Source organism: Lancefieldella parvula DSM 20469, from assembly GCF_000024225.1.
GTDB lineage: Bacteria > Actinomycetota > Coriobacteriia > Coriobacteriales > Atopobiaceae > Lancefieldella > Lancefieldella parvula.
On the sequence record NC_013203.1, the window covers coordinates 204804 to 227333 of the forward strand.

The 22530-nt window shown below is 46.5% G+C and carries 17 protein-coding genes; 12 read left to right on the top strand and 5 right to left on the bottom strand.

The window, feature by feature from the left end; translation table 11 throughout:
* Nucleotides 1-137: 137 nt before the first annotated feature.
* A complete protein-coding gene (locus tag APAR_RS00940; protein WP_012808273.1) occupies nucleotides 138-2111 on the bottom strand; it encodes a hypothetical protein in 1974 nt (657 codons plus the stop codon).
* Between the two features lie 231 nt (nucleotides 2112-2342).
* Between APAR_RS00940 and APAR_RS07075 the strand changes: the two genes are divergently transcribed.
* The 9 genes from APAR_RS07075 to ychF all read left to right on the top strand — a co-directional run bounded on the left by APAR_RS07075 (nucleotide 2343) and on the right by ychF (nucleotide 14779).
* The gene (locus APAR_RS07075) at nucleotides 2343-3530 is read left to right on the top strand and encodes a tyrosine-protein phosphatase (protein WP_012808274.1); all 1188 of its coding nucleotides are present in this window, start codon (nucleotides 2343-2345) and stop codon (nucleotides 3528-3530) included.
* 148 nt (nucleotides 3531-3678) lie between these two features.
* A complete protein-coding gene (locus APAR_RS00950; protein WP_012808275.1) occupies nucleotides 3679-4149 on the top strand; it encodes a GNAT family N-acetyltransferase in 471 nt (156 codons plus the stop codon).
* A 78-nt stretch (nucleotides 4150-4227) separates the two neighbouring features.
* Nucleotides 4228-4713 (top strand): GNAT family N-acetyltransferase, encoded by a 486-nt coding sequence (locus APAR_RS00955; RefSeq protein WP_245526055.1) that lies wholly within the window; start codon nucleotides 4228-4230, stop codon nucleotides 4711-4713.
* Between the two features lie 385 nt (nucleotides 4714-5098).
* The gene (gene tsaD / locus APAR_RS00960; protein WP_012808277.1) at nucleotides 5099-7597 is read left to right on the top strand and encodes a tRNA (adenosine(37)-N6)-threonylcarbamoyltransferase complex transferase subunit TsaD; all 2499 of its coding nucleotides are present in this window, start codon (nucleotides 5099-5101) and stop codon (nucleotides 7595-7597) included.
* A gap of 10 nt (nucleotides 7598-7607) precedes the next feature.
* Nucleotides 7608-9638 carry an NAD(+) synthase gene (locus APAR_RS00965; RefSeq protein ID WP_012808278.1) on the top strand — a complete coding sequence of 677 codons (2031 nt, stop codon included), beginning with the start codon at nucleotides 7608-7610 and terminating at the stop codon, nucleotides 9636-9638.
* A 265-nt stretch (nucleotides 9639-9903) separates the two neighbouring features.
* Nucleotides 9904-10194: a co-chaperone GroES gene (locus APAR_RS00970; RefSeq protein ID WP_012808279.1), complete on the top strand. Its 291-nt coding sequence runs from the start codon at nucleotides 9904-9906 to the stop codon at nucleotides 10192-10194.
* A 62-nt stretch (nucleotides 10195-10256) separates the two neighbouring features.
* The gene (gene groL / locus APAR_RS00975) at nucleotides 10257-11894 is read left to right on the top strand and encodes a chaperonin GroEL (protein ID WP_012808280.1); all 1638 of its coding nucleotides are present in this window, start codon (nucleotides 10257-10259) and stop codon (nucleotides 11892-11894) included.
* A gap of 342 nt (nucleotides 11895-12236) precedes the next feature.
* Entirely contained in the window at nucleotides 12237-13622 is a 1386-nt protein-coding gene (locus APAR_RS00980) for a 4Fe-4S dicluster domain-containing protein (protein WP_012808281.1), read from the top strand.
* Between the two features lie 92 nt (nucleotides 13623-13714).
* Nucleotides 13715-14779, top strand: coding sequence for a redox-regulated ATPase YchF (ychF, locus tag APAR_RS00985; protein WP_012808282.1), 1065 nt, complete (start codon nucleotides 13715-13717; stop codon nucleotides 14777-14779).
* Nucleotides 14780-14923: 144 nt separating this feature from the next.
* Here the strand turns inward: ychF and APAR_RS00990 are convergent, their stop codons facing one another.
* Both APAR_RS00990 and APAR_RS00995 read right to left on the bottom strand, forming a co-directional pair.
* A complete protein-coding gene (locus APAR_RS00990; protein ID WP_012808283.1) occupies nucleotides 14924-16615 on the bottom strand; it encodes an LCP family protein in 1692 nt (563 codons plus the stop codon).
* A gap of 168 nt (nucleotides 16616-16783) precedes the next feature.
* Nucleotides 16784-18310 carry an Ig-like domain-containing protein gene (locus tag APAR_RS00995; RefSeq protein ID WP_012808284.1) on the bottom strand — a complete coding sequence of 509 codons (1527 nt, stop codon included), beginning with the start codon at nucleotides 18308-18310 and terminating at the stop codon, nucleotides 16784-16786.
* Between the two features lie 321 nt (nucleotides 18311-18631).
* Between APAR_RS00995 and guaA the strand changes: the two genes are divergently transcribed.
* On the top strand, nucleotides 18632-20221 hold the full coding sequence (guaA, locus tag APAR_RS01000) for a glutamine-hydrolyzing GMP synthase (RefSeq protein ID WP_012808285.1): 1590 nt from the start codon (nucleotides 18632-18634) through the stop codon (nucleotides 20219-20221).
* Nucleotides 20222-20385: 164 nt separating this feature from the next.
* On the opposite strand, the gene APAR_RS01005 is transcribed toward guaA, so the two are convergent.
* Nucleotides 20386-21264, bottom strand: coding sequence for a DUF6414 family protein (locus APAR_RS01005; protein WP_012808286.1), 879 nt, complete (start codon nucleotides 21262-21264; stop codon nucleotides 20386-20388).
* Between the two features lie 13 nt (nucleotides 21265-21277).
* A complete protein-coding gene (locus tag APAR_RS01010) occupies nucleotides 21278-21637 on the bottom strand; it encodes a type II toxin-antitoxin system death-on-curing family toxin (RefSeq protein WP_081433503.1) in 360 nt (119 codons plus the stop codon).
* A gap of 407 nt (nucleotides 21638-22044) precedes the next feature.
* Here APAR_RS01010 and APAR_RS07340 point away from each other — a divergent pair, with 407 nt between their 5' ends.
* A complete protein-coding gene (locus tag APAR_RS07340) occupies nucleotides 22045-22209 on the top strand; it encodes a hypothetical protein (RefSeq protein ID WP_169302130.1) in 165 nt (54 codons plus the stop codon).
* Nucleotides 22209-22502, top strand: a complete 294-nt coding sequence (locus tag APAR_RS01015) for a restriction endonuclease (RefSeq protein WP_143714095.1) — start codon at nucleotides 22209-22211, stop codon at nucleotides 22500-22502. Before APAR_RS07340 ends, APAR_RS01015 begins: the two co-directional genes overlap by 1 nt.
* Nucleotides 22503-22530 lie beyond the last annotated feature (28 nt).

Genomic DNA, 22530 nt, shown 5'->3' on the forward strand with positions numbered 1-22530 from the left:
TAGATTTTAAAAGATTGTATTGAACTGAAATAAATCTCTTTTGTGAATTATTTTAGTTCAATATAATAATTATATTAAAAATTGCTTCCATAGACTAAATCAAATTAAAAGGCTATTGCTGTTGTGTTACTTGGATGTTATTCCTTTTCCAAAGGCCAATCAATCAAATAGTCACCATCAATCCCCCCTTTATGGGTGAAGCGAGATAGCTCATCATTTATTTTAAGTAAAATACTAATTAGCGCCGCTAGCATCATGCAGTAATCATATTGCATTTCTTGATTATTAAAATCAGTTATTGCTCCAGAGCCATGATTGTATTTATTCCTTAAGGCTAGAGAATTGCTGAATTTTGCGTTATTGAATAAGTATGCTAAATAGTCGGCTTCATCAGGTGAAAAAAATCTATCTGTGTACTTAATAATCTTTTTAGACACTAAAGATTCAATTTCATCAAAAGAAAAATCACTAAAATTTGCTGACCCCCGCATCCAAATCACTGCAAGTAAATTTGATTGTGGAGTTGGGCGCAAAAATTTATTTTCATTAAATTGTATGAATTTGTTTTCAACTAAATAGTCGATAGAAGGATAAGAGGTTTTATGAAAGTCTTTTACCGTTAAATCGAATTTATTCATAAGGCTAAATAAATTACGACCTCCTTCTGGATGTGTTGGTGAATAAGCAAGCAGTGATTGGTCACTAAGGAGCAAACTTGCTGGTTGGATAAATTCAATATCCTCTATTAGATATTTTCTATTAAAAAGAGAAGGTATTTCTGTAAAATCTTTTATTGTGATAAAAGGAAAATAATTAGTATCAATTGAATGATATTCTGTGTAAAGAATAAACGCTTTAAGAATACGTTCAATTTCAGGTCCTATTGCTTTGCATTTATCGAGCAAAGATGTCTCGTCGGTTGGTAGGCTGATACTAAAGCCTGTTATATTAAATTCTTTGTTGATGTAGTCGTTGAAGAACCATTCGATTGCACTTTCAAGTCGTATTCCCTGGTCCTTTAATATTTTATGGTAACCAGAAATTTCTCCAATTTTAAGAAAAATATCGAGATATGCCTTAGAGGTTATTTTGTATTGATTATGATAATGTGGTCCAAAGATTTTTAGCAGTGTTGGTATATCCCGAGAGTGTGAAGAAGAACTTATAAGGTTGTCTTTGTCCAAGAAATCAAACACGTAAATAAAGTTATTAAGTATTGAGGCGTAATTAGTATATTTTTGAAGCCACTGCTGACTAAAGGAACAGTTGAGAATATTGTTCTCAAATTTATATTTTTTACAAACTTTTTGTTTTTTACAAAAATAAACTGATGATCCGTAACGTACTCCACCGTTTTTATCTGAGATGATTTCGCTAGTCAAAGATTGATTAATTCTTTTTGCCGTAGTTCTAACTTCGGGAGATGGGTTATATTTACTGTTGGCACAAGCAGGCCAATTAGAAAGAACTTCAGTATAATTAGCATTTATTTCCGACTGTTTATCACCAAGATAGTTCAGCATAATTTGATTAATCCTGTTGTTTGTGAGAGATTTTGGTAAAAAGATTTTTTCATTTTTATAAATAGCGAATGCACTAATTATACATTTTGCTGCAATTTTGAAATTAGTTTCCATAGCTTCCGATAATATTTTGTCGTATTTAGTGGAAACTTGATTATTTTCAATTAGTTTTGGAATTTGGTTGGGGTGATTTTTAAGAAAATTTTGCATATCTTCTTCAAGAGTGATTTCCCAAAACTTTAGTAGGAATATAAAATCCCAAAATTGTTCAATATATTGAATTTCGATTTCATTAAATGTTCTCGAGAGTCCCTGTTCATTAAGAGTAATTGTGGTCGTCCGACACGCTTCACTGAAAATTTTATTAACAGATTTAGATGATATTATTGGACAGGTATCTGAAAAATATGAAGTATTATGCTCGTAGATTAACTTGCATTGATAGATTTCAATAGCATCGTTTATATTTGAAATATCTTCAACAGATGAATCTCTTAATATTTCAACTGCTCGATTAAAATAATAAGATGCCATTAAATCTTCCCGAGGAAAATATATTGCGCGCTTTTCATTAAAATCAGTGGGCATAGGTATCCTTTTTATTTGACCTAGTAAGTTAACTTTACTTTTATGAAACACGAAATCAAAGTAGCACAGAAGCAATTGACTTTCCGAAATTACTTCGTCTTTTTCCACCCACCGATAAAACTTAACCGTTCATGTAAACCCTACCTGTTTTAACGGGTGGGGTTTCTCGTCAGACATATAGTTAAAGTACTGTGCTTTTGACATGCAGAAATAAGAGAAAAGAGGCGAGAAATGCAAAAGTTGCAGAAACGGTTTACTGCGTTTTTGAGTATGTTTATGGCTCTGGTGCTCTCGTTTATGTTGGTAGGGTGCAACGTGGCGCCTTCTCAGCAAGAGAACAAGCCTGCGGAGCAAACGCAGCAGAAAGAGCTTACAACTGGGGCGCTTGCTGCTACGCATGAGACCAAGTTTGGTGGTATCTATCTGGATATTACCATCGAGGACTTTAATAAGATGGGCTTTGAGTTTGGTGATAGCGTAGACGTTACGTTTAGCAACGGCTACAAGCTTATCGATATTCCGTACTATAACGGCTACTATACCAAGACTGGTGAAGCTTTGATTAGCGGATATCCCGGATATCCTCATATTGACGTATGCGTGAACAACGGAGATCCTCTGTGGGAGACCGCTGGTCTTAAAGAGGGCGATACCGGCACCGTAACTCTGCACGAGAAGCAGAAATACGCAACAGTTCAGAAGGCTCTTGGCGCAACATACACTAAAAATCGCTCTGACTATGCAAGTGACGAGGTCTTTGCCAACTTCCGCGCTATGAGGGGCGGAAATATGGCAGAGAACGTAATGTATCGTTCGGCTTCACCTATTGATAACCAGAACAATCGTGCTCCTTATGCTGCCGAGCTTGCTCAAAAATGCGGCGTTCAATACATTTTGGATCTTGCTGATAGCAATGAAGAGATTGAGGGCTATTACCAGAAAGCCGATTACGATGTTTCTTGGCATAAGGGACTATATGAGGCCGGAAACGTTACGGCTCTGGACTTGAATGCAAATTATCGTAGTAAAAAGTATGCTGAGCGTCTGGTTGCAGGCTTGCGCGAGATGATTAAGCATGAGGGACCATATCTTACTCACTGCACGGAAGGCAAGGATCGTACGGGCTTTACCTGCGCTTTGCTTGAAGGCCTTTGCGGTGCATCGTATGAGGAAATGCGCGATGACTATATGGCTACCTATGACAACTATTACGGTATTAGCGAGAAGAACGACAAAGCTCGCTACGATGCTGTCGTAGACGTTAAATTCAACGACATTGCTCTTTGTGTTGGTGGACAGCCTCTGGGTGGCTCGCTTGACGGTTTAGATTATGCAGCTGGTGCTCGTAAGTATCTGACCGACGCTGGAATGACTGATGCCGAAGTCGATCAGCTTATTGCAAAACTGACAAAGAAGTAGTGGTAGCGGGTTGCAGCTACAAAGAACTGACGGATAAGAATCCTGGCGAGAGAAGCGATTTTCTCGCCAGGTTTTTAATAGAATGGGTAAGTACTGTTTTCATTATTCTTTAGTTTGGCGTTTCTAATCAACAAATGAATGGATACATATGGAGTTTACGATTAAAGAAATTGTTGATAAGAAAGAGAAAGCAACAATAGCTCAAGATATTCTGAACGATTTACCAGAATGGTTTGGGATGCCAGAGAGTACTAAGGAATACGTGGATGACTCACAAGATAAACCGTTTCTAGCATGCTTTATTAATGATGAGTCAGTTGGTTTTATTGTTTTGAATGCTACGAGTAAAGACTGTGCGGATATTTTTGTAATGGGAATCAAGAAAAAATATCATCATAAGGGTATTGGAACAAAGTTAAATACTGCTTATGAGGCCCTGGCAAAACGGCTGGGATATACATTTTCTCAGGTAAAAACTGTCGCGATGGGACACTATAAGGAGTACGACATAACTAATCAGTTCTATATTTCTATGGGATATAAAGAGCTGGAATGTTTTCCAACTTTATGGGATGAATGGAATCCTTGTCAGATTTATATAAAGTACCTCGGGGATTAATGAGTGTTTTAAAGGCTGGCAGTAGGGGTGTCTCTTATGAAAATATATTATGATCATGGAAAACTTAAGATAAGGAGCATGCTGGAAGGCGATGCTCAGGCAATCATTGAAGTATTTCAATCGTATGGTTGGAATAACAAAATAGAGACTTATCTTGGATATTTCAGAGATCAAGAGACGGATATTCGTAATGTATATATAGCTGAATATGACGATAAAATCGCTGGATATTGTACCTTGCTGTTTGACGCTCAGAGTGGACCTTGGAAAAAGGAAGGCAAGCCAGAAATATCAGATTTAAGGGTGTTTGATGCATATCAGCAAAAGGGCATTGGTAATATTCTTTTAGACGTTATAGAAAAAGATGTCGCAAGATTTTCTGACGAAATAACTCTTGCAGTTGGTCTCCATTACGGTTATGGAAATGCCCAGCGATTGTATGTTAAAAGAGGTTATGTGCCTGACGGATCTGGAGTATGGTACAACTCTGAGGTGCTTGAACAGTATGCTGAGTGTTGCAATGACGATTCGCTTGTTCTGTATATGAATAAAAAGTTACGTTAGAAGTTTGTTTTGTTAAGATTTATGTTGGATTAGGCACATAGATACTTTGTGCAAATAAGGGATTCTCATTTAGAATTTTAAATGGTTTATCCTAATAAAATGGCCCACCGCATTTCAGGACGCATTGCGTAGCCTTGGGTGGGCGCTGATGTAATAGTTATATTTTAAGTCTTCCACTTGTCTATCGAGAAATAATTAGAAAAACTATACATAATATTTAGTCTTTAAGGCGTTTTTTAGATTTGCGATACAAATGTGGTATCGAATGTTTCGTTGAGCTTTGGTTAGCATCCGGAGACAGTCATCTTTTCTTGGCGTATAGTTATAGAGTTACAAGAAGAAATATTGATGTGATACAAGGCGTTTTGCGCCGAGAAGAGTGTTTATGCTTGCTATAAAAAATGATACGAGCGTGGTGCTTGCGGTTGATACGTCAACGGACATGTTGGCGTGTACGGTCGCGCGTCTGACCAAGCGCAATGCCGACGCGGCGGTTGCGGCTGCGGCAGACGGCGCAAGCGCGGCGGACGGTGGGTTCAACGTTGAGGTACTGGCGTCAACAGATCACCTGTGCCGCAGGCAGGCAAACGTGGAGCTTGTAAGCTCGGTCCAGGAAGCGCTTGTCGCGGCTGACCTAACTATGGCTGACGTCGATGCTGTTATCGCAGGTAGAGGACCTGGTTCGTTCACAGGTGTCCGTATTGGCGTGGCAACTGCAAAGGGCATCTCCTGCGGTTCTGGCCTGCCACTTTATGGCGCAAGCGCTCTTGATGCTATGGCGTTTAGCGCGTGGAAGGTGGGCGTGCGCGGCACCGTGGGTGTTGTTGCAGATGCCATGCGCGGCGAGGTCTATCCGGGCATCTACCTGCTGGATGACGCCGGAGCACATAGAACGTTCCCGGTAGAGACCGTCTTCAAGGCAGACGCCTGTGTGGAGGAGTGGTCGAGCAGGACTGATAAGGACCAATTCACGCTCACAGGCAATGGTTTAGTGAAGTACCGTGAGCGTTTTGAGCGCGCGGGTTTCTCGACATACACCGATGAAGCAACGTGGTTCCCAACAGGAGAAGGCCTGGTACGCGCGGTGTGTATGCCCGAGTATCAGCAGGCGGGCGCGGGCGATCCGGCGCTGGTGCTGCCCATTTACACGCGACTTTCGGATGCGGAGGAGTCGGAGCGCAAGCGTTTGGGTCTGAAGGAGCCTGCAACGGTGGCTCTGACCGGCGTGGATGATGAGCTGGCTAATATTCACCTGCAGCTTCGCCCGATGACAGTGAATGATCTTGATCAGGTGGCGGAGCTTGAGGCAGCAACGTATGCCAAAGCTGCGCATTCTACCTGGTCAAAGCAGATGTTTTATGACGAGCTTTCGGGTGTAGGTCGTAGTTGGTGGTTGGCTCACGACCGCGGAACGGTTATCGGTTTTGCGGGCGGTCGTCTGGCGGGAGCTCAGTTTGAGGTCGAAGAAGTGGTGGTCACGCCCGAACGTCGCCGCCAGGGCATTGCATCCAAGCTGGTAGAACGTGTGGCGTACGATGCTCAGATGCTGGGCGCGTCTGCGATTACCCTTGAGGTGGAGGAAGATAACGCTCCAGCTCAGGGTGCTTATAGCAAGCTGGGATTTACTGAGGTTGGTCGTCGTCCGGGGTATTACGGTTCGGATTGTGCAGCGCTATTGATGACGGCGCAGTTGCCTCTGGCAGTTGGCGCTGGCTTTGAAGCCAGGAATCCTGAGCCTCATACGTCAGTACGTCCATGGCCTATTGTTGCAGGTGAGCGCTCTGAAGAGACGCTTGCGGCACTGCGTGAGGCAGGGGATTTGATCCTCAGTCTGGAGTCCTCCTGCGACGAGACTGCCATGTGCATCATGGATTCACACGGTGTGGTCTGTGCAAACGTTGTCGCAACTCAAATTGACTTCCACGCCCGTTTTGGTGGCGTCGTGCCCGAGATTGCTTCTCGCAAGCATACCGAGGCTATTGTGGGTCTCTTTGAGGAGACCATGGCCCGTGCGGGCGCTCATTTTGGATGCGATACGCTAGTGCCGTCTGACCTGGCTGCCGTTGGTGTTACCGCAGGTCCTGGTCTTGTTGGTGCGCTCGTTGTGGGCGTGGCATTTGCCAAGGGCTTCTGCGTGGCTACTGACCTGCCGCTTATTCCCGTTCATCACCTGGAAGGTCACCTGCTGGCCAACCTGTTTGAGACACCAGACCTGGAGCCACCGTTTGTGGCAAGCTTGGTCTCAGGTGGTAATACTATGCTGGTACACGTGCGTGCCTGGGGAGATTACGTGGTTCTGGGTTCCACTATTGACGACGCCGTGGGTGAGGCCTTTGATAAGGTTGCTAAGGCGCTTGGTCTGGGCTATCCAGGTGGCCCTGTAATCAGTAAACTTGCAGCTCAGGGTAACCCTAAGGCTATTCATTTCCCGCGTGCAATGATGCACAGCGGCGACTATTCCTTTAGTCTCTCGGGCCTAAAGACTGCCGTTATCACCTATATTGAAGGCGAGAATCGCGCTGGTAGAGCTATCAATCTGCCCGACTTGGCCGCTTCGTTTGAGCAGGCTGTTATTGACGTACAGGTTGCAAAGGCTAAAACTGCTGTTGAGGAGACAGGTGTCTCCGATTTTTGCGTGGGTGGTGGCGTTGCTGCAAACCCCGCACTTAGAGCTGCATATAAAGAAACCTTTGGTAAGATGGGCGTTCGAGTGACAGTGCCTCCGATGTCGGTTTGCGGCGACAATGCCGCAATGATTGCCGTGGGTGCTCTTCGCAGTTATCGTACGCAGGGTTTCTCGCCATTGACCTTGGATGCAAACCCCAACGCGCAGCTGGGATTGTGGTCGTCGGATGCGGCACCCGTTATCCCAAGCGGCATGTAAGGAGACCATTGTGCAAGACGGATTTATCAAAGTTGCAAGTATTACGCCGCGCGTCCGCGTTGCCGACGTTGCGTTCAACGTGGAGAGTTGCCTGGCTGCTATTGAAGAAGCTGCAGGTAATCGCGGCGCTAAGGTGGTCGTGCTGCCTGAACTCTGCATTACGGGCTACACCTGCGAGGATCTGTTCTGGCAGGATGCTCTCCTAGACGCTGCCGAGCGCGGACTGGTTTCTATTGCTGCTCGCACGGCTGACGTTGACGCGTTGCTGCTGCTAGGCTTGCCCGTTCGTGTAGCTAGCAAGCTCTACAACTGCGCCGCTGTCCTTTTTAGGGGAGAGCTTTTGGGCCTGGTTCCCAAGCGCTATGTGCCCATGTACAACGAGTTTTACGAGGGTCGTCACTTTGTTTCTGGTCCTAAGACCGTTACTAGCGTGGACTTTGGCCTGTTGGGCGAGGTGCCGTTTGGTACCAATCAGCTGTTTGCATGTGACACTATCCCTGAGCTGGTCGTGGGTGCAGAGATTTGCGAGGACCTTTGGGTGCCCATGCCACCTTCAAACTCACACGCCGTTGCTGGTGCTACGCTAATCTGCAACTTGTCTGCGTCGCCCGCGCTGGCTGGTAAGTCTGCGTACCGTCGTCAGCTGGTTGCACAGCAGAGCGCGCGTCTAATCTGCGGTTACGCTTACGCTAGTGCAGGTGAGGGTGAGTCTACGACTGATTTGGTTTTCTCGGGCCATAATCTTGTTGTCGAGAATGGCCGTGTGCTTGCCGATTCTGGTGTGTTTGGCGAGGGTATTGCAGTATCTGAGATTGACGTGTTGTCGCTTGCGGCTGACCGTAGACGCACCTCGACGTTTGAGGTTGCTCCGACGCCGGAGGATTACAAGCACCTGACCACGTATTTCTCGCTGGAGTTTGACGGCGAGGGTGAGGACAGCGCGCACGATGCTGCAAGTTGCGGCCACGACGGCGAGGGCAGCGAGATTTCGGTGCGCACACCGCTGACCAGATTCGTTGACCCGCATCCGTTTGTGCCTGCGATGGACGATGCACGCGCAACACGCTGCGAGGAGATCCTATCAATTCAGGCTCACGGTTTGGCTTCGAGGCTGGCACACACCGGCTCTGACCACGCGGTTATTGGCATTTCGGGTGGACTTGACTCTACGCTGGCTCTTCTCGTTACCGTGCGAGCTTTTGACCAGCTGGGATACGATCGCTCGGGCATTGTAGCTGTGACGATGCCGGGATTTGGCACCACAGACCGCACGTACACTAACGCTATTGAGTTGGTGCAGTCGCTTGGCGCTGACCTGCGTGAGATTTCCATTGTTGATTCAGTGTTGCAACACTTTGCTGACATTGATCATGACCAGGACATTCACGATGTTGTGTACGAAAACGCACAGGCTCGTGAGCGCACGCAGATTTTGATGGACGTTGCCAATCAGGTGGGCGGCATGGTCATTGGCACGGGCGACCTTTCTGAGCTGGCACTTGGTTGGGCAACGTACAACGGTGACCAGATGTCCATGTACGGCATAAACGCTTCGGTGCCAAAAACGCTGGTCAGATATCTTGTTGATTACTGCGCCGACACGTATGAGGAGCAGGGCGAGGATGAAATTGCTCACGTTTTGCGCGACGTTTTAGATACGCCAGTTTCTCCTGAGTTGCTGCCGTCTGCGGCGGACGGTTCTATTGAGCAGAAGACGGAGGACTTAGTTGGCCCTTACGAGCTGCACGATTTCTTCTTGTTCCATGTGCTTCGTCACGGAAGCGGCCCACTAAAGGTTTTGCGTCTTGCCGAGTGTGCATTTGGTACAGATACTGACCACGAGGTTTACGACCACGAGACCATCGTGCATTGGTTGAAGGTGTTCTATCGTCGCTTCTTCTCGCAGCAGTTCAAGCGCTCGGCAATGCCCGACGGACCAAAAGTTGGCTCGGTTTCACTTTCGCCACGCGGTGATTTACGCATGCCGTCTGACGCTTCCAGCTCGCTTTGGCTCTCTGAACTGGAGAGCTTGGACGCGTAAAGTGCCTGGTATCTAGACGCTTACCTCTTGTGATTGCGCTCTAGCCGCCTGTTTAATGTGTACTAGTTATAGCTTGTTCGTACCCTAGCCGTTCGCACATAACCGCTGACGGTCTATACTGCACGCCCGCAGAAAATCTAAGTCGGTTTTGTAAGATTTTCACAATATTTTGTATAAATTGTTTTTCTGTGTGGAATAACTAATAGCGTTGGAAAAGGGCGCTTGACGCCAATATCGGGCTTGGCCCGAAAGGGAGGTTTTCATTATGAATTTGAAGCCACTTGGAGATCGTGTTTTGGTAAAGCCTGCTCCAAAAGAGGAGAAGACATCCTCTGGTCTCTACATTGCATCCGCAGCTCAGGAGCTCCCTCAGCGCGGTGAGGTTCTTGCAGTTGGAACTGGCAAGCTTGATCAGAATGGCAATCGCATTGCTCTCGATGTCAAAGTTGGCGACCAGGTATTTTATGGCAAGTTCGGCGGTACCGAGGTCAAGGTAGACGGTGAGGAACTCCTGCTTCTCCGTGCTGATGACATCCTTGCAATCCTTGAGGACTAGTCGCTTGCAGCTTGTTCGCATGTTTTGTTCACGTGTAAATTCAGCTATTTTGGAGGAATACTATGGCTAAAGATATCGATTTTGGCACCGACGCTCGTGCCAAGCTTGCTAAGGGCGTAAACACCCTGGCAGATGCCGTAACCACCACCCTTGGACCTAAGGGTCGCTACGTTGCACTGCAGCGTTCTTATGGTGCACCAACTATTACCAACGACGGCGTTTCCGTTGCTCGCGAGATTGAGCTTAAGGACCCAGTAGAGAACATGGGTGCACAGCTGGTCAAAGAGGTTGCAACCAAGACTAACGATACTGTCGGTGATGGTACCACCACCGCAACCTTGCTTGCACAGGTTATTGTTAACGAGGGTCTTCGTAATGTTGCAGCTGGTGCAAATCCAATTGCAATTCGCCGCGGCATCGACAAGGCTGTTGAGGCTGTTGTCTCCCAGATGAAGGGTATTGCTAAGGAGGTCTCAACCAAGCAGCAGATTGCTTCCGTTGGTACCATTTCTGCAGGTGACCCTGTCATTGGTGGCAAGATTTCAGATGCTATGGACGTTGTCGGCAAGGATGGCGTCATTACTGTTGAGGAGTCTCAGACCTTTGGTATTGACATCGACACCGTTGAGGGTATGCAGTTTGACAAGGGCTATGTTTCCCCTTACTTCGCAACCAACAACGAGACTCTCACCGCTGAGCTGGACAATCCTTACATTCTGATGACCGATAGCAAGATCTCCTCCATCCAGGACATCCTGCCTATCCTTGAGGCTGTCCAGAAGCAGGGCGCACCTCTGCTCATCATGGCTGAGGACGTTGACGGCGAGGCTTTGACCACCCTCATCCTTAACAAGCTTCGTGGCGTTCTGAACGTCTGCGCAATTAAGGCTCCTGCATACGGCGACCGTCGTAAGCGTATGCTTGAGGACATTGCTGTTCTCACTGGTGGTCAGGCAGTCATCAAGGAGCTCGGTGTTAACCTCAATGAGATTACCGCTGACATGCTCGGCCGCGCTAAGTCCGTCAAGGTTACCAAGGAGACCACTACCATCGTTGGTGGCGCTGGTTCCAAGGACGCAATTGACGAGCGTATTGCTCAGATTAAGGCTGAGATTGACAACACCACTTCTGACTTTGATCGCGAGAAGCTCCAGGAGCGTCTTGCTAAGCTTGCTGGCGGCGTTGCCGTTATCAAGGTTGGTGCAGCTACTGAGGTTGAGCTCAAGGAGATTAAGCACCGCATCGAGGACGCACTTCAGGCAACTCGCGCAGCTGTCGAGGAGGGTATTGTTGCAGGCGGCGGCGTTTCCTTCCTGGCTGCATCTTCTGTTTTGGATAGCGTTCAGACCTCTGATGCAGACGAGAAGATTGGTGTTGAAATCATCCGTAAGGCACTTGAGGCTCCAGTTCGCACCATCGCTAACAATGCTGGTTTCGAGGGCAGCGTAGTTGTCGAGAAGATCAAGGCACTCCCAGCAGGTCAGGGTCTTGATTCTGCAACAGGTCAGTATGGCGACATGATTGAGATGGGCGTTCTTGACCCAGTTAAGGTCACCCGCACCACGCTTCAGAATGCAGCTTCCGTTGCATCCCTCATCCTCATCACTGAGGCAACTGTTTCCGAGATGCCAAAGGACACCACCATCGAGGAGTCCATTTCTCGTGCAGCTGCTCAGGGCGGCCAGGGCGGCATGTACTAATCTGAACCTTCGGGTTACTTCAATCGGGTCCAGCCTTTCGCTGGGCCCGATTTTTTCTACCACCACAGTTATCTGGCTAGAAGATGGTTTTGTCACAGAAAAAAGATTGTCTTGCTGCAAATTTAACGCTCACTCGCTTAGCACCTATTAATCGAAATCGTATGAATGTGGCGTCATTTGAGCGGAATTATTAGTCGTCACAGGTTAAAATGTTTATTTGCAATTGCGGTTGCAATTGTGACTGCGACTGCGGCTACATCCACAACTGCTACTGCTCGGTTGGTCCGTCCGAACAGCTCGCACGTTTGAACCATCGCTACGCGCCAAAGGAGAGGAGGCACCATGGCTCAAAATCATAACGAGGATCGAGATTTTCTCGACGACCTTATTGATATCCAGGATTCCCTGCGGGTGCTTTCTAATCCGCTTGACGCGCTGATGGGAAGCTTGTCTGTTGATCCAAACACAGATAAGCCGTTTGAGCCGATGGACTACAAAGAAATCCCTTGGTCAAACGCTAACCGTTGTCTGAGATGTGCCTCCGGAAAACCTGAGGCATGCTCCCGCTGTCTTGATGTTTGTCCAGCTAATTGCATTGATATCCATAATCAGTCTGTCCGCATTGACGATGAGGCTTGTCTCCAGTGCGGTCTTTGTGTTGCCGCATGTCCAACCGAGACGTTCAACACGCGTCGTCACACTTCTCGCATGCTGTATGACCAGGTGGCTCGTGCAGCTTCGGCATACGAGCAGTGCTACATTACCTGCACACGTGCGCTGGGGAGAAAACCTGAGGGCAACGAGATTTGTCTGCCCTGCGTGGGTATGCTCTCCGCTGATATCTGGTTCTCGATCCTTACAGACTTTGACAACGTAAGTGTTTACCTGCCTCTAGGCGTTTGTGACCGCTGCCGCACTACCACTGGCGAGGAAGCATATTCTGAAGCCATCGCCACTGCTGAGGAGTGGACGGGCGCCACGGTTGGCCTTGAGGTCGACGGCAACAACCTCAACCACAATTTCACGCGCGCCTATATTCGTTCGCAGTTTATTTCTAACGCAATGAACGGTGCTGAACGCCTGGTATCTGCATCAACGCCTGTTCTTGCGGGTGCCAAGGCAATCGCTGACCGCATTAACACTCATGCTCGCTCTTTAGATAAACTTCAGACGCAGCTTGATGACGTGATGGGCCTGCGTACTACTGATATGAGGCAGTCTATGCTTACGCAGGATCGCCGTTTGGTTATGGGCGCGCTCCAGCACGATCCAGACCTTGCTCCTTACGTTAAACTTAAGGCTCCTATTTGGGATTCCAGCAAATGTACGGTTTGTGGCGACTGTAAAAATACTTGCACTACCCATGCAATTGATATTGATGAACGCGGTAAGCTGACCATCAAAATGCCGTTCTGTGTTAACTGTGGTGCCTGTGAAATTGTCTGTCCGGAGCCTGGAGCACTTACGATGGTACCGATGAATACCTCTGAGCTGGTCGTTCGCGATCGCAAGGCTGAGGAGACCGAGCGTCTTGAGGCTTTGGCTCGTCGTAAGGCTCGCTTTATTTTTGACACTGGCAAGGAACAGCTCAAACATCTGACAGACTCGCTTGCTGAGGACTCAGATGCGGATCACGCCGCAAACTCCAGTGTAGACCCTGCAGAGGACCCTGCGAAGAATTTAGGCGACGCCGCACAACAGTTGCCAAAAGAGGATAATAGGGAGTAGCAAGCACACACAGCACAACGCTTCTAGCTCCACGTTTTTCTCGCGAGAAACACAAGTAACCGTAACCGTCCACCGACAATAAGAGGACTCACATGTCGCTTTCAATTGGTATCGTTGGTCTGCCAAACGTTGGTAAATCTACGCTGTTCACCGCACTGACCCGCAAAGGTGGTCTGGCTGCAAACTATCCGTTTGCTACCATCGACCCTAATGTGGGAATTGTTGACGTGCCCGACGCAAGGCTCCAGAAACTGGCCGAGATTGTTAATCCTGGTCGTATTATGCCTGCAACCGTTGAATTTGTGGACATCGCTGGCCTGGTCAAAGGTGCAAACGAAGGCGAAGGCCTGGGCAATCAGTTCTTAGCAAACATTCGCAACACCGATGCTATCTGCGAGGTTGTTCGCTACTTCAAAGACCCTGATGTCATTCACGTCGAGGGCCGCGTCAATCCTGACGAGGACGTGGACATCATCCAGACGGAACTTATCCTCGCTGACCTGGGAACTATTGAGCGTGCTCTGCCTAAACTGGAGAAAGAGGCCAAGCGCGATAAGGACCTCCAACCCAAGCTCAACGTGGCAAAGCGCCTTCAAGAGTGGCTGAATGAGGGTAATCGTGCCGCAGACATGGAGATGACTGACGAGGAGCGCCTGGCTGCTAGGGATTTGTTCCTGCTTACTATGAAGCCAATCCTGTACGTTGCGAATGTTGACGAAGACATGCTCACCGAGCCAGCTCCTGTTATTAATGGCGTCCAGTCAATCCCTGTTTGCGCAGGTGTTGAGGCTGAGCTGGCTGACCTTGATCCAGAGGAGGCTGCAGAGTACCTGGAGTCCTTGGGACTTGAGCACTCCGGCTTGGAGACGCTTGCTCAGGCAGCGTACAAGTTGCTTGGTCTGCAGAGCTACTTCACTGCTGGTCCTATGGAGGTTAGGGCATGGACCGTTCGCATTGGCGCCAAGGCTCCCGAGGCTGCTGGCGTCATCCACTCTGACTTTGAGCGCGGCTTCATCAAGGCAGAGGTCGCCAGCTACAACGATTACGTGGAGCTCGGCGGCGAGGCTGGATGCAAAGCTGCAGGCAAGTTGCGCATTGAGGGCAAGGATTACGTGGTCGAGGATGGCGACGTCATGCACTTCCGCTTTAACGTCTAAGCAACAAAAACGCTAACAGTAAACGTAGAACGGGCGAGAAGATCGGTCTTCTCGCCCGTTTTTGTGTGGAGTGTGGTGGCGCTGTTGGTCGCATGTTGTTGCTTCCGACCGCGCATTGCTTGGGATGCGCGATACTGCGAGTCGTTAACGCTTTGGTGCCTGATCGGTGCCTAGGACCACGGTAATGTCCGTGTCAGTGGGGTAGGTACCGTCGTTTGCCTTGATGTTTGCAGTAGGGATGTCTAGCGCCTTTGCAACACCAACAGCCTTAGCCAGGCCTGTGCGTGTGCCGTCGTAGACAATAATCGAGTTGCTTGGATGCTCTTGCGAACTGTCGGCGTAGGCGGTGTAACCCTTTGTCTTCAGGATGCCAGCCTTCTGAGCTGCAAGTCCTTGAACATCGGTACCGTTGAGTACGGCAACTTCTCCGGTGTAGTCCGGCTTAATGTTGTCGGTTGCGGAAGCGTCACCTGCAACGGTACCAGCAATACCTGTGGTTTCATCGGTACTTGCATCTTCCAGAGGAGGCAGCGCCTGGTTTACGCGGTCCATCATGGTCTTCCACGCGTCCTTATCAACAATCTCATACCAGACATCATCGATAAGCTCAGACGTTGTCGGCGTACGTGCGGAATACATATCCTTGGAGGTGTCCAGGCCTCTTAAAGACATAGCTAAGCCTACGATATCGGTAACGTTAAAGTCGGTGGTTACACTTTCAGCCATGGTGGAAACAGCTCCCGACATAGAAACAGGATCCAGCTTTAGGACTTTCTTGGCAATAGCCGTTAAAATCATGCGCTGGTTAGCCGCACGGTAGAAGTCGCCGGCGCCGTAATTGTCGTACGCGTGGCGACTGCGAGAAAGGCCAAGTGCTTGCTGTCCGTTAAGCTGCTGCTCTCCCGCGGGTAGATCGATGCCAGAATATTGCATGTCGGAAACAGCTACGGGCAGGTTGACCGTAATACCGCCAATGGAGTCCACAATTTTGGTGAATGACTCAAAGTCTACCTCGGCATAGTGCGAGATATTAACGTTTGCCAGTTTGGAAACGGCTTCGACCATTCCGGACGCACCGCCGTAGCTGTACGCGGAGTTAATCTTCTGTTTTCCGTGTTCTCCCAGGTCAACCATAGTGTCTCGTGGAATAGAAATCAACGTAATTTTCTTGTTCTTTGGGTCTACGCGGGCAAGAATGATAGTGTCGGCGCGGAAGTTTGCGTTGGAATCACCCCAGTTCTCTGCGCGTCCCTCGTCCTTATCCACGCCAAGAAGCAGCATGTAGAATGGATCAGATGGAGCAACTTGTACCAGCGTAGCCTGCAAGTTTGCGTCCAGACCCTGACGGAGTTTTGAGTTGGTATCTAACATCCACCAGGCAAACGCTATACCTGCTACCAGTAGCAACGTTCCCAGGATGCCCCCAAAAATCTTAAGGCCACGACCGCGAGAAGATCCTTGGCGCTTCTTGGAATACGCACCAACGCCCTCAGCACGTGAAGGAGCATGGCTGACGGCGCCAGCACGATGTGATGCATAGCGGGCGTTTCTTGGCTGCGTAGCAGGGTTATCCTCTGGCCACTCGTCACCCACATTGGTCTGGCCAATCAACGGCTCGCGAGTAAACCTGGATCCGTGAGATTCTGCGTGATTATTGCGAGCAGAGCTAGCACCAGCACTTCGAACACTGCCCAGCGTACGAGGCTGATAGCCACCCTGATCATATGCGTCATAATCGTCCTGTGCGAAGTCCTCTGTATCGTACTCAGGGGTATCTTCGTATCTATCACGGCTGTTGCGACCGCGATTCTGAGATGAATGTGACCTTCTGGCCATTGGGGCTCCTTTGTATTTAATCTGCGATTTGCCCAATGCGTTTTGTCAAACATCTACTATACGCAATTTTGCGTTTTTGTGCTTCATAGAAACAAACCTGCCACAAAAAATCCCCGCTCCAACAAGTGAAGCAGGGATTTATTACGCGAGAAGTTCGTGCAGCTTGTATTACTTACGGTGACGATTCTTTAGAGCATAGCCAAGAGTTGAAGCAACGCTACCAACAGTAGCTACTGCAACAAGAGCAATCTCGGAAACTTCGCCAGTCTCTGGAAGCTTAGATTGCTTCTTTTTAGGTTTCTTTGGAGTCTCTGATGGAGGAGCTGCAGGTGGAGTGTTCGGCGGGGTGGTTGGTGGAACGGTTGGGGTTTTCTCGTTCTCAACAGTCTTGATAACGCCGCTTGTTGCAGAGACGGTTAAGTTGTAGGTATCAGTACTAAGTTCGTAACCGTTAGGAGCGGTAATCTCTTGAACAGTGTAAGTGCCTGCAGGAAGCTTTTCGGTAGTAGCAGTGCCGTCCTCACCTGTGGTGATAGTCCAGGTCTTGGTTGGATCAGCAACGCTGGTTACCTTAAAAACAGCGCCCGCAAGCTTGGTGTTGTGGTCATCCTTATCAACCTTAATGACGCGGATGCGAGCGACGATAGTAGAAGTACCTTCTCCACTGGAAGTTGCATTACGCCAGACCCAGTCAGAGCTGTACTCAGGTTTATCGGAATACATCTTGATGAGGTTACGCAGGGCAACGCCAGGAACGTAGGTGGTTCGATACATAAACTTATAGCTCTGACCATTACTGAAGTCTACGCCGGAAAGATCAAGATCAAACGACTTACCATCAGGAGAAATGGTAATCATGTCGTCGGTAATTGGAACACGGTGAGCGGTACCTGGAATGGTTGAACCGTACTCATCAAAGACACCAGTCCAAAGTTCAAAAGAGCCTGGAACGTAGGTAATCTCTGCAGGAAGGTCTCCGCCACCCCAGTCAAGGAGCTGATCGTGAAGGTGGACATTGTTGAAGTTACCGCGGGAGAAGTTGATACGACCAGTCCACTGAATCTCGTTTGCGTTGCCTTCGATAACCTTTCCCCACTTATAGAGATACTCGGTATCAATAACGCCAAGAGCGGTGACGTCAAACGTTACAGGAACAATGTTGCCAGAAACAGTAAAGTTAAAGGTCTTGCCGGTACCTGTTTGAATACGTTCTGAATTAATGGTAAAGCCAAGACGGACACTACCACGCAGGTCAGTGTGATTGTTAACGTAGTCGGTAAAGACAACACGCATGGTTCCGCCAAAACCATCAGCACCTGGGCTGACGTGAGCAACTGCCATAACCTCACCAGTTGCTGCATCAGTGATGTTGAAGGTAGATGCAGGATGAGCCGCAGTAAACCTCATAGTGTCAGGAAGGGTGACGTCAAAGTAGTCACCAGGCTCAACATGAGCATTAGCAGAGGCGTCCCAGTTCATTGCAATGGCATAAAGATTTGCCTTGTTGACAACAGTGGTTGGGTTACCAAAACGGTCTTCAATTCTAAAGTCTGTAATGGTTGCAACAACCGCCTTAGGGGCGCCCGTTGCGCCTTCAACGCTTGTGGGCTCAGCAAAAGCTAATTTCACTGCAAGAGGAAGCGATAGAGCAAGAACGAGGACAAAACTAAAAAGCTTTAACAGTCGTTTGTTCATCAGGACTCCTTTGCTATTGATGTATTCATTTTGTATCAATACAAGGAGAATTTAGTTGAGAATCTGTGTATATCCTTTTTGTACATATATGAAGACTATTTTGAGCACATGGGGTTTCTTGCCAAGGAAATACGAGTGTCTTTTGTTTGCGTAGAATAAGAAGACTTTTTGGCGTGGGCAATCTCTTGTGGTGCCATCGGCTGGTTGAAGGTATTATTAATAGCAATAAATTCGTGGTAGAGATATGTGCCCATACGTGCGACATTGTGCGCCGGCGCAGAATCCAAGAGTGACCGGGAAACCGGAGAAGCGGAGTTATGCATGAGTGAGTCCAGGCCCAAGCAGTTTGTTGCAGTTCTAGACTTTGGTGCCCAGTACGGCCAGTTAATTGCACGTCGCGTGCGCGATCTTAACGTCTACTCCGAGATTGTTCCTTGTGATATTTCCGCAGATGAGCTTCGTGAGCTTAATCCATCTGCGCTTATTTTGTCCGGCGGCCCTGCTTCCGTTTACGCCGAGGACGCGCCAAAGATTGACCCAGAGATTCTGGAGCTTGGTATTCCTGTCTTTGGTTTCTGCTATGGACAGCAGATTATGGCGGTTACCCTGGGCGGCACTGTTGGACATACCGAGAAGGGCGAGTATGGCCCAGCTCATCTGACTCGTGCAGGGGAGAGTCGTATTTTTGACGGCACCGCTGAGCAGCAGACCGTTTGGATGAGCCACCGCGACGCTGTCTCTGAGGTTCCAGATGGCTTTACCGTTACCGCTTCTACCGACGTTTGCCCTATTGCAGCTATGGAAAACGCTGCTAAGAATCTATATTCAACTCAGTTTCATCCAGAGGTCAACCACACCGAATGTGGTTCCCAGATGCTTTCTAACTTTCTATTTAATATCTGTGGCTTTGAAAAGACTTGGACTATGGACAACATCATTGAGCAGAAAGTGGAGGAGATTCGCCAGAAGGTTGGTAATGGACGTGTCATTTTGGCGCTCTCCGGTGGCGTAGACTCTTCCGTTGTTGCCGCTCTTGTCCATCGTGCTATTGGTGATCAGCTGACCTGCGTGTTTGTCAATCACGGTATGCTTCGTAAGGGCGAACCAGAGATGGTTGAGCAGGTCTTCTGCAAGCAGTTTAACGTGCCTTTGATTCACGTTCACGCGGAGGAGCGCTACGCAGAGCTTTTAGCTGGCGTTACTGAGCCAGAGAAGAAGCGTCGTCTGATTGGTACCGAGTTCTGGAAGGTCTTCTTTGATGAGGCTCAGAAGCTGGATGGCGTTCAGTTCCTGGCACAGGGCACCATTTATCCTGACATTATTGAGTCTGGCGCTCGTAAGACGGGCGGTAAGGCTGCAACCATCAAGAGCCACCACAACCTGATTCCATTCCCAGAAGGCGTTCACTTTGACCTGATTGAGCCTCTGGATCACTTCTTCAAGGACGAGGTCCGCGCGCTGGGCGTTTCTCTTGGTCTGCCAGAGAACCTTGTCTACAGACAGCCTTTCCCAGGTCCTGGTCTTGCTATCCGCATCATTGGTGACGTTACCCCAGAAAAGCTGGAAATTCTTCGCAACGCAGATGCAATTGTCCGAGAAGAGATTGACGCTTACAATGCTCAGCTCTTTGACGAGACAGGCGATCGTAACTCCGAGCACAGTGTTTGGCAGTACTTTGCTGTGCTACCCGACATTAAGTCCGTTGGTGTTATGGGTGATGAGCGCACGTATGCTCGTCCAGTTATCCTGCGCGCCGTTGAGTCCAGTGACGCTATGACCGCTGACTGGGCAAAGCTCCCATATGAGCTGCTAACTCGCATTTCTTCTAGGATTGTTAGCGAGGTTGCTGGTGTTAACCGCGTAGCATACGACATTACTCCTAAGCCACCTGCGACTATTGAGTGGGAGTAGCCTAAGCACTCATCGAAACCATTGATATTATTGATTATTCTAAGGTTTCAAGTGGTTAGCTGAAGTATTTTTGAAGTACTTTTTCATAAGAAAAAAGTGGTAAGCCTCTTTCAAGAGAAAATAATTAAGCCAACAGAGTGTAAATTCTGCTGGCTTTTAATTTTTTATTCATAGTAGATTGCGATAGGATGAATGATTTTAACTTCGTCTTTATTTATAATTTCAGGGAGAATAGCTGAGTTTATTTGGTTTATTATTTCTGCAAATATTGGCAAATTTTGCTTAATATTTCTATGAATAATATTTGTAATATAACCAAATACTTTTATTTTTCCGCCATATTTAAATGATGACATTTGTATATCATCCCGAATAAATTCATCTGACAAAGTAACAATACAATCATTTATACAGAGAACTCTTTGATAAGGTATTATTTTTGTTATGATGTCAATTAATTTTAACGCATTGCTATATTCTGATTCTTGCTCTTTTCTAAATGCTGCAAGTTTATTATCTATCTCTTTAATTATTTGCTTTTTATTTGGTGTTCCAGTTGTTAATTTTGATTTTTCATTTTCGGTTTCTTTAATTAGATTTTCCATAGATGAATCAATTAAAAAATTTATAAAATTTGTATCACTAAATAACTCTTTGTAGTATAAGAAATCGAGAATATAAAATGAGTTGAAAAGTTCTATGAATTTACCTATATTTCCGTCTTTTAAATCTTCATGTTTATTTATGTGATTAATTAATAAATTAAAAGCATTGTCATGTAACATTTTTGTTTCAACTTTGTTAATCAACGTACTGTCTTTATTTGCTTTTAAGCTTTTAAAGATATATTCAACTTTCCCTTCTATTCCTTTACCCAATAGGGTGAAATCAATAGCTGCATTTGGGCTAATTGAGTGGGAAGATTCTTTACTGGATTCGTTAATTTGTTGTGTATTTTCTTCATTCGTTTTTATTAACCCATCATATATTTGAGCAATATATGAATTTAATGTTTCAGTATCAAGATATATAAATCTCCTCATAATTTTCTCCTTATTACCATTCCAAGAAATTCATAATTACATTAATCATAATTTCTTTTTCTCCTGATTTTGATTCTGCTAATAGTAAAGTAATTGCAACTAAGGTGCTGTCAGAAATTATTTTTTCATTATCCTCAAATAGTAAATTATTTTTGTTTAGGAAATGTAGGAAGATACTTGTAGCGATTCTTTTGCATCCATCAATAAAAGGATGATCTTTGACTATAAAATAAAGAAGGTTTGCTGCTTTTTCTTGAACAGATGGATACATATCTTCTCCAAATGTAGTTTGATAAACGGAACCAATAATACCTTCTAATGCACCTTTACTTTTCTCCTTACCAAATATAGTTGATGTAGCACTAAACGCCATATTATCATTAGATAAGATTTCTGATGATGAATTATATGAAGCTACCCTTGAGATATTAAATCAAGGAATTATGGAAGATGTCATCGCAAGAATTATTGAGAAAAAACAAGTGTAGAAAATGGTGCATTAGTTCTTAAGGAATCCACAGTAAATTATTATGTATTAGATGAAGTAATGCCATATGGAGACTTTTTAAAACAAATACAGTCTGATACAGGACTACCTGTGCAAGTAATGCATAGAGCATTATGTGAATATCATAAATCAAATAAGCTTGATAAAGCATTCTTTAATAGGAGAATACACTAACTAACTTTATTAAAGCCTTTCAAACTTGGTTTGAGGAAGCCTTTCTAAAGAGATTTTCATATAAGGCTTTGCGCGTAGATTCTTTAGAAACAGCTCTGATGGATATTAATGGTGAGCCAAAAGATGAGATTGTACAAGGAGCAGTAGGAATTATTAGAGATGATAACCTTTCAGTCCCTGATAACTTCTTGGATGACAAAGTGATTTTTGATAGTCCTAAGGAAAAGATAGCATCAAAGATAGTAATATTGATAAGGTTGTAGTGTTCGGAAAAATTCCAAGAAGAAGTGTTCAGGTGCCTCTGTATTTTGGTGGAACAACTAGCCCAGATTTTATGCATGTCATTAAGAAAAATGAAGATACTGAAATCAATTTGATTGTTGAAACCAAAGATGTGGATAAGGAATCAACATTGCGTGTTACAGAAAAATTGAAAATTGAATCAGCTAAGAAATTCTTTGGAGAACTGAAAAAAAAGAAGGTATTAATGTTTCCTTTGAAAAAGCAACTTAAAGATGATGATGTTGTAAATATGATTAATAAGCTTGTGCGATAACTTAAGATGAAAGATGTATAGTCTATTT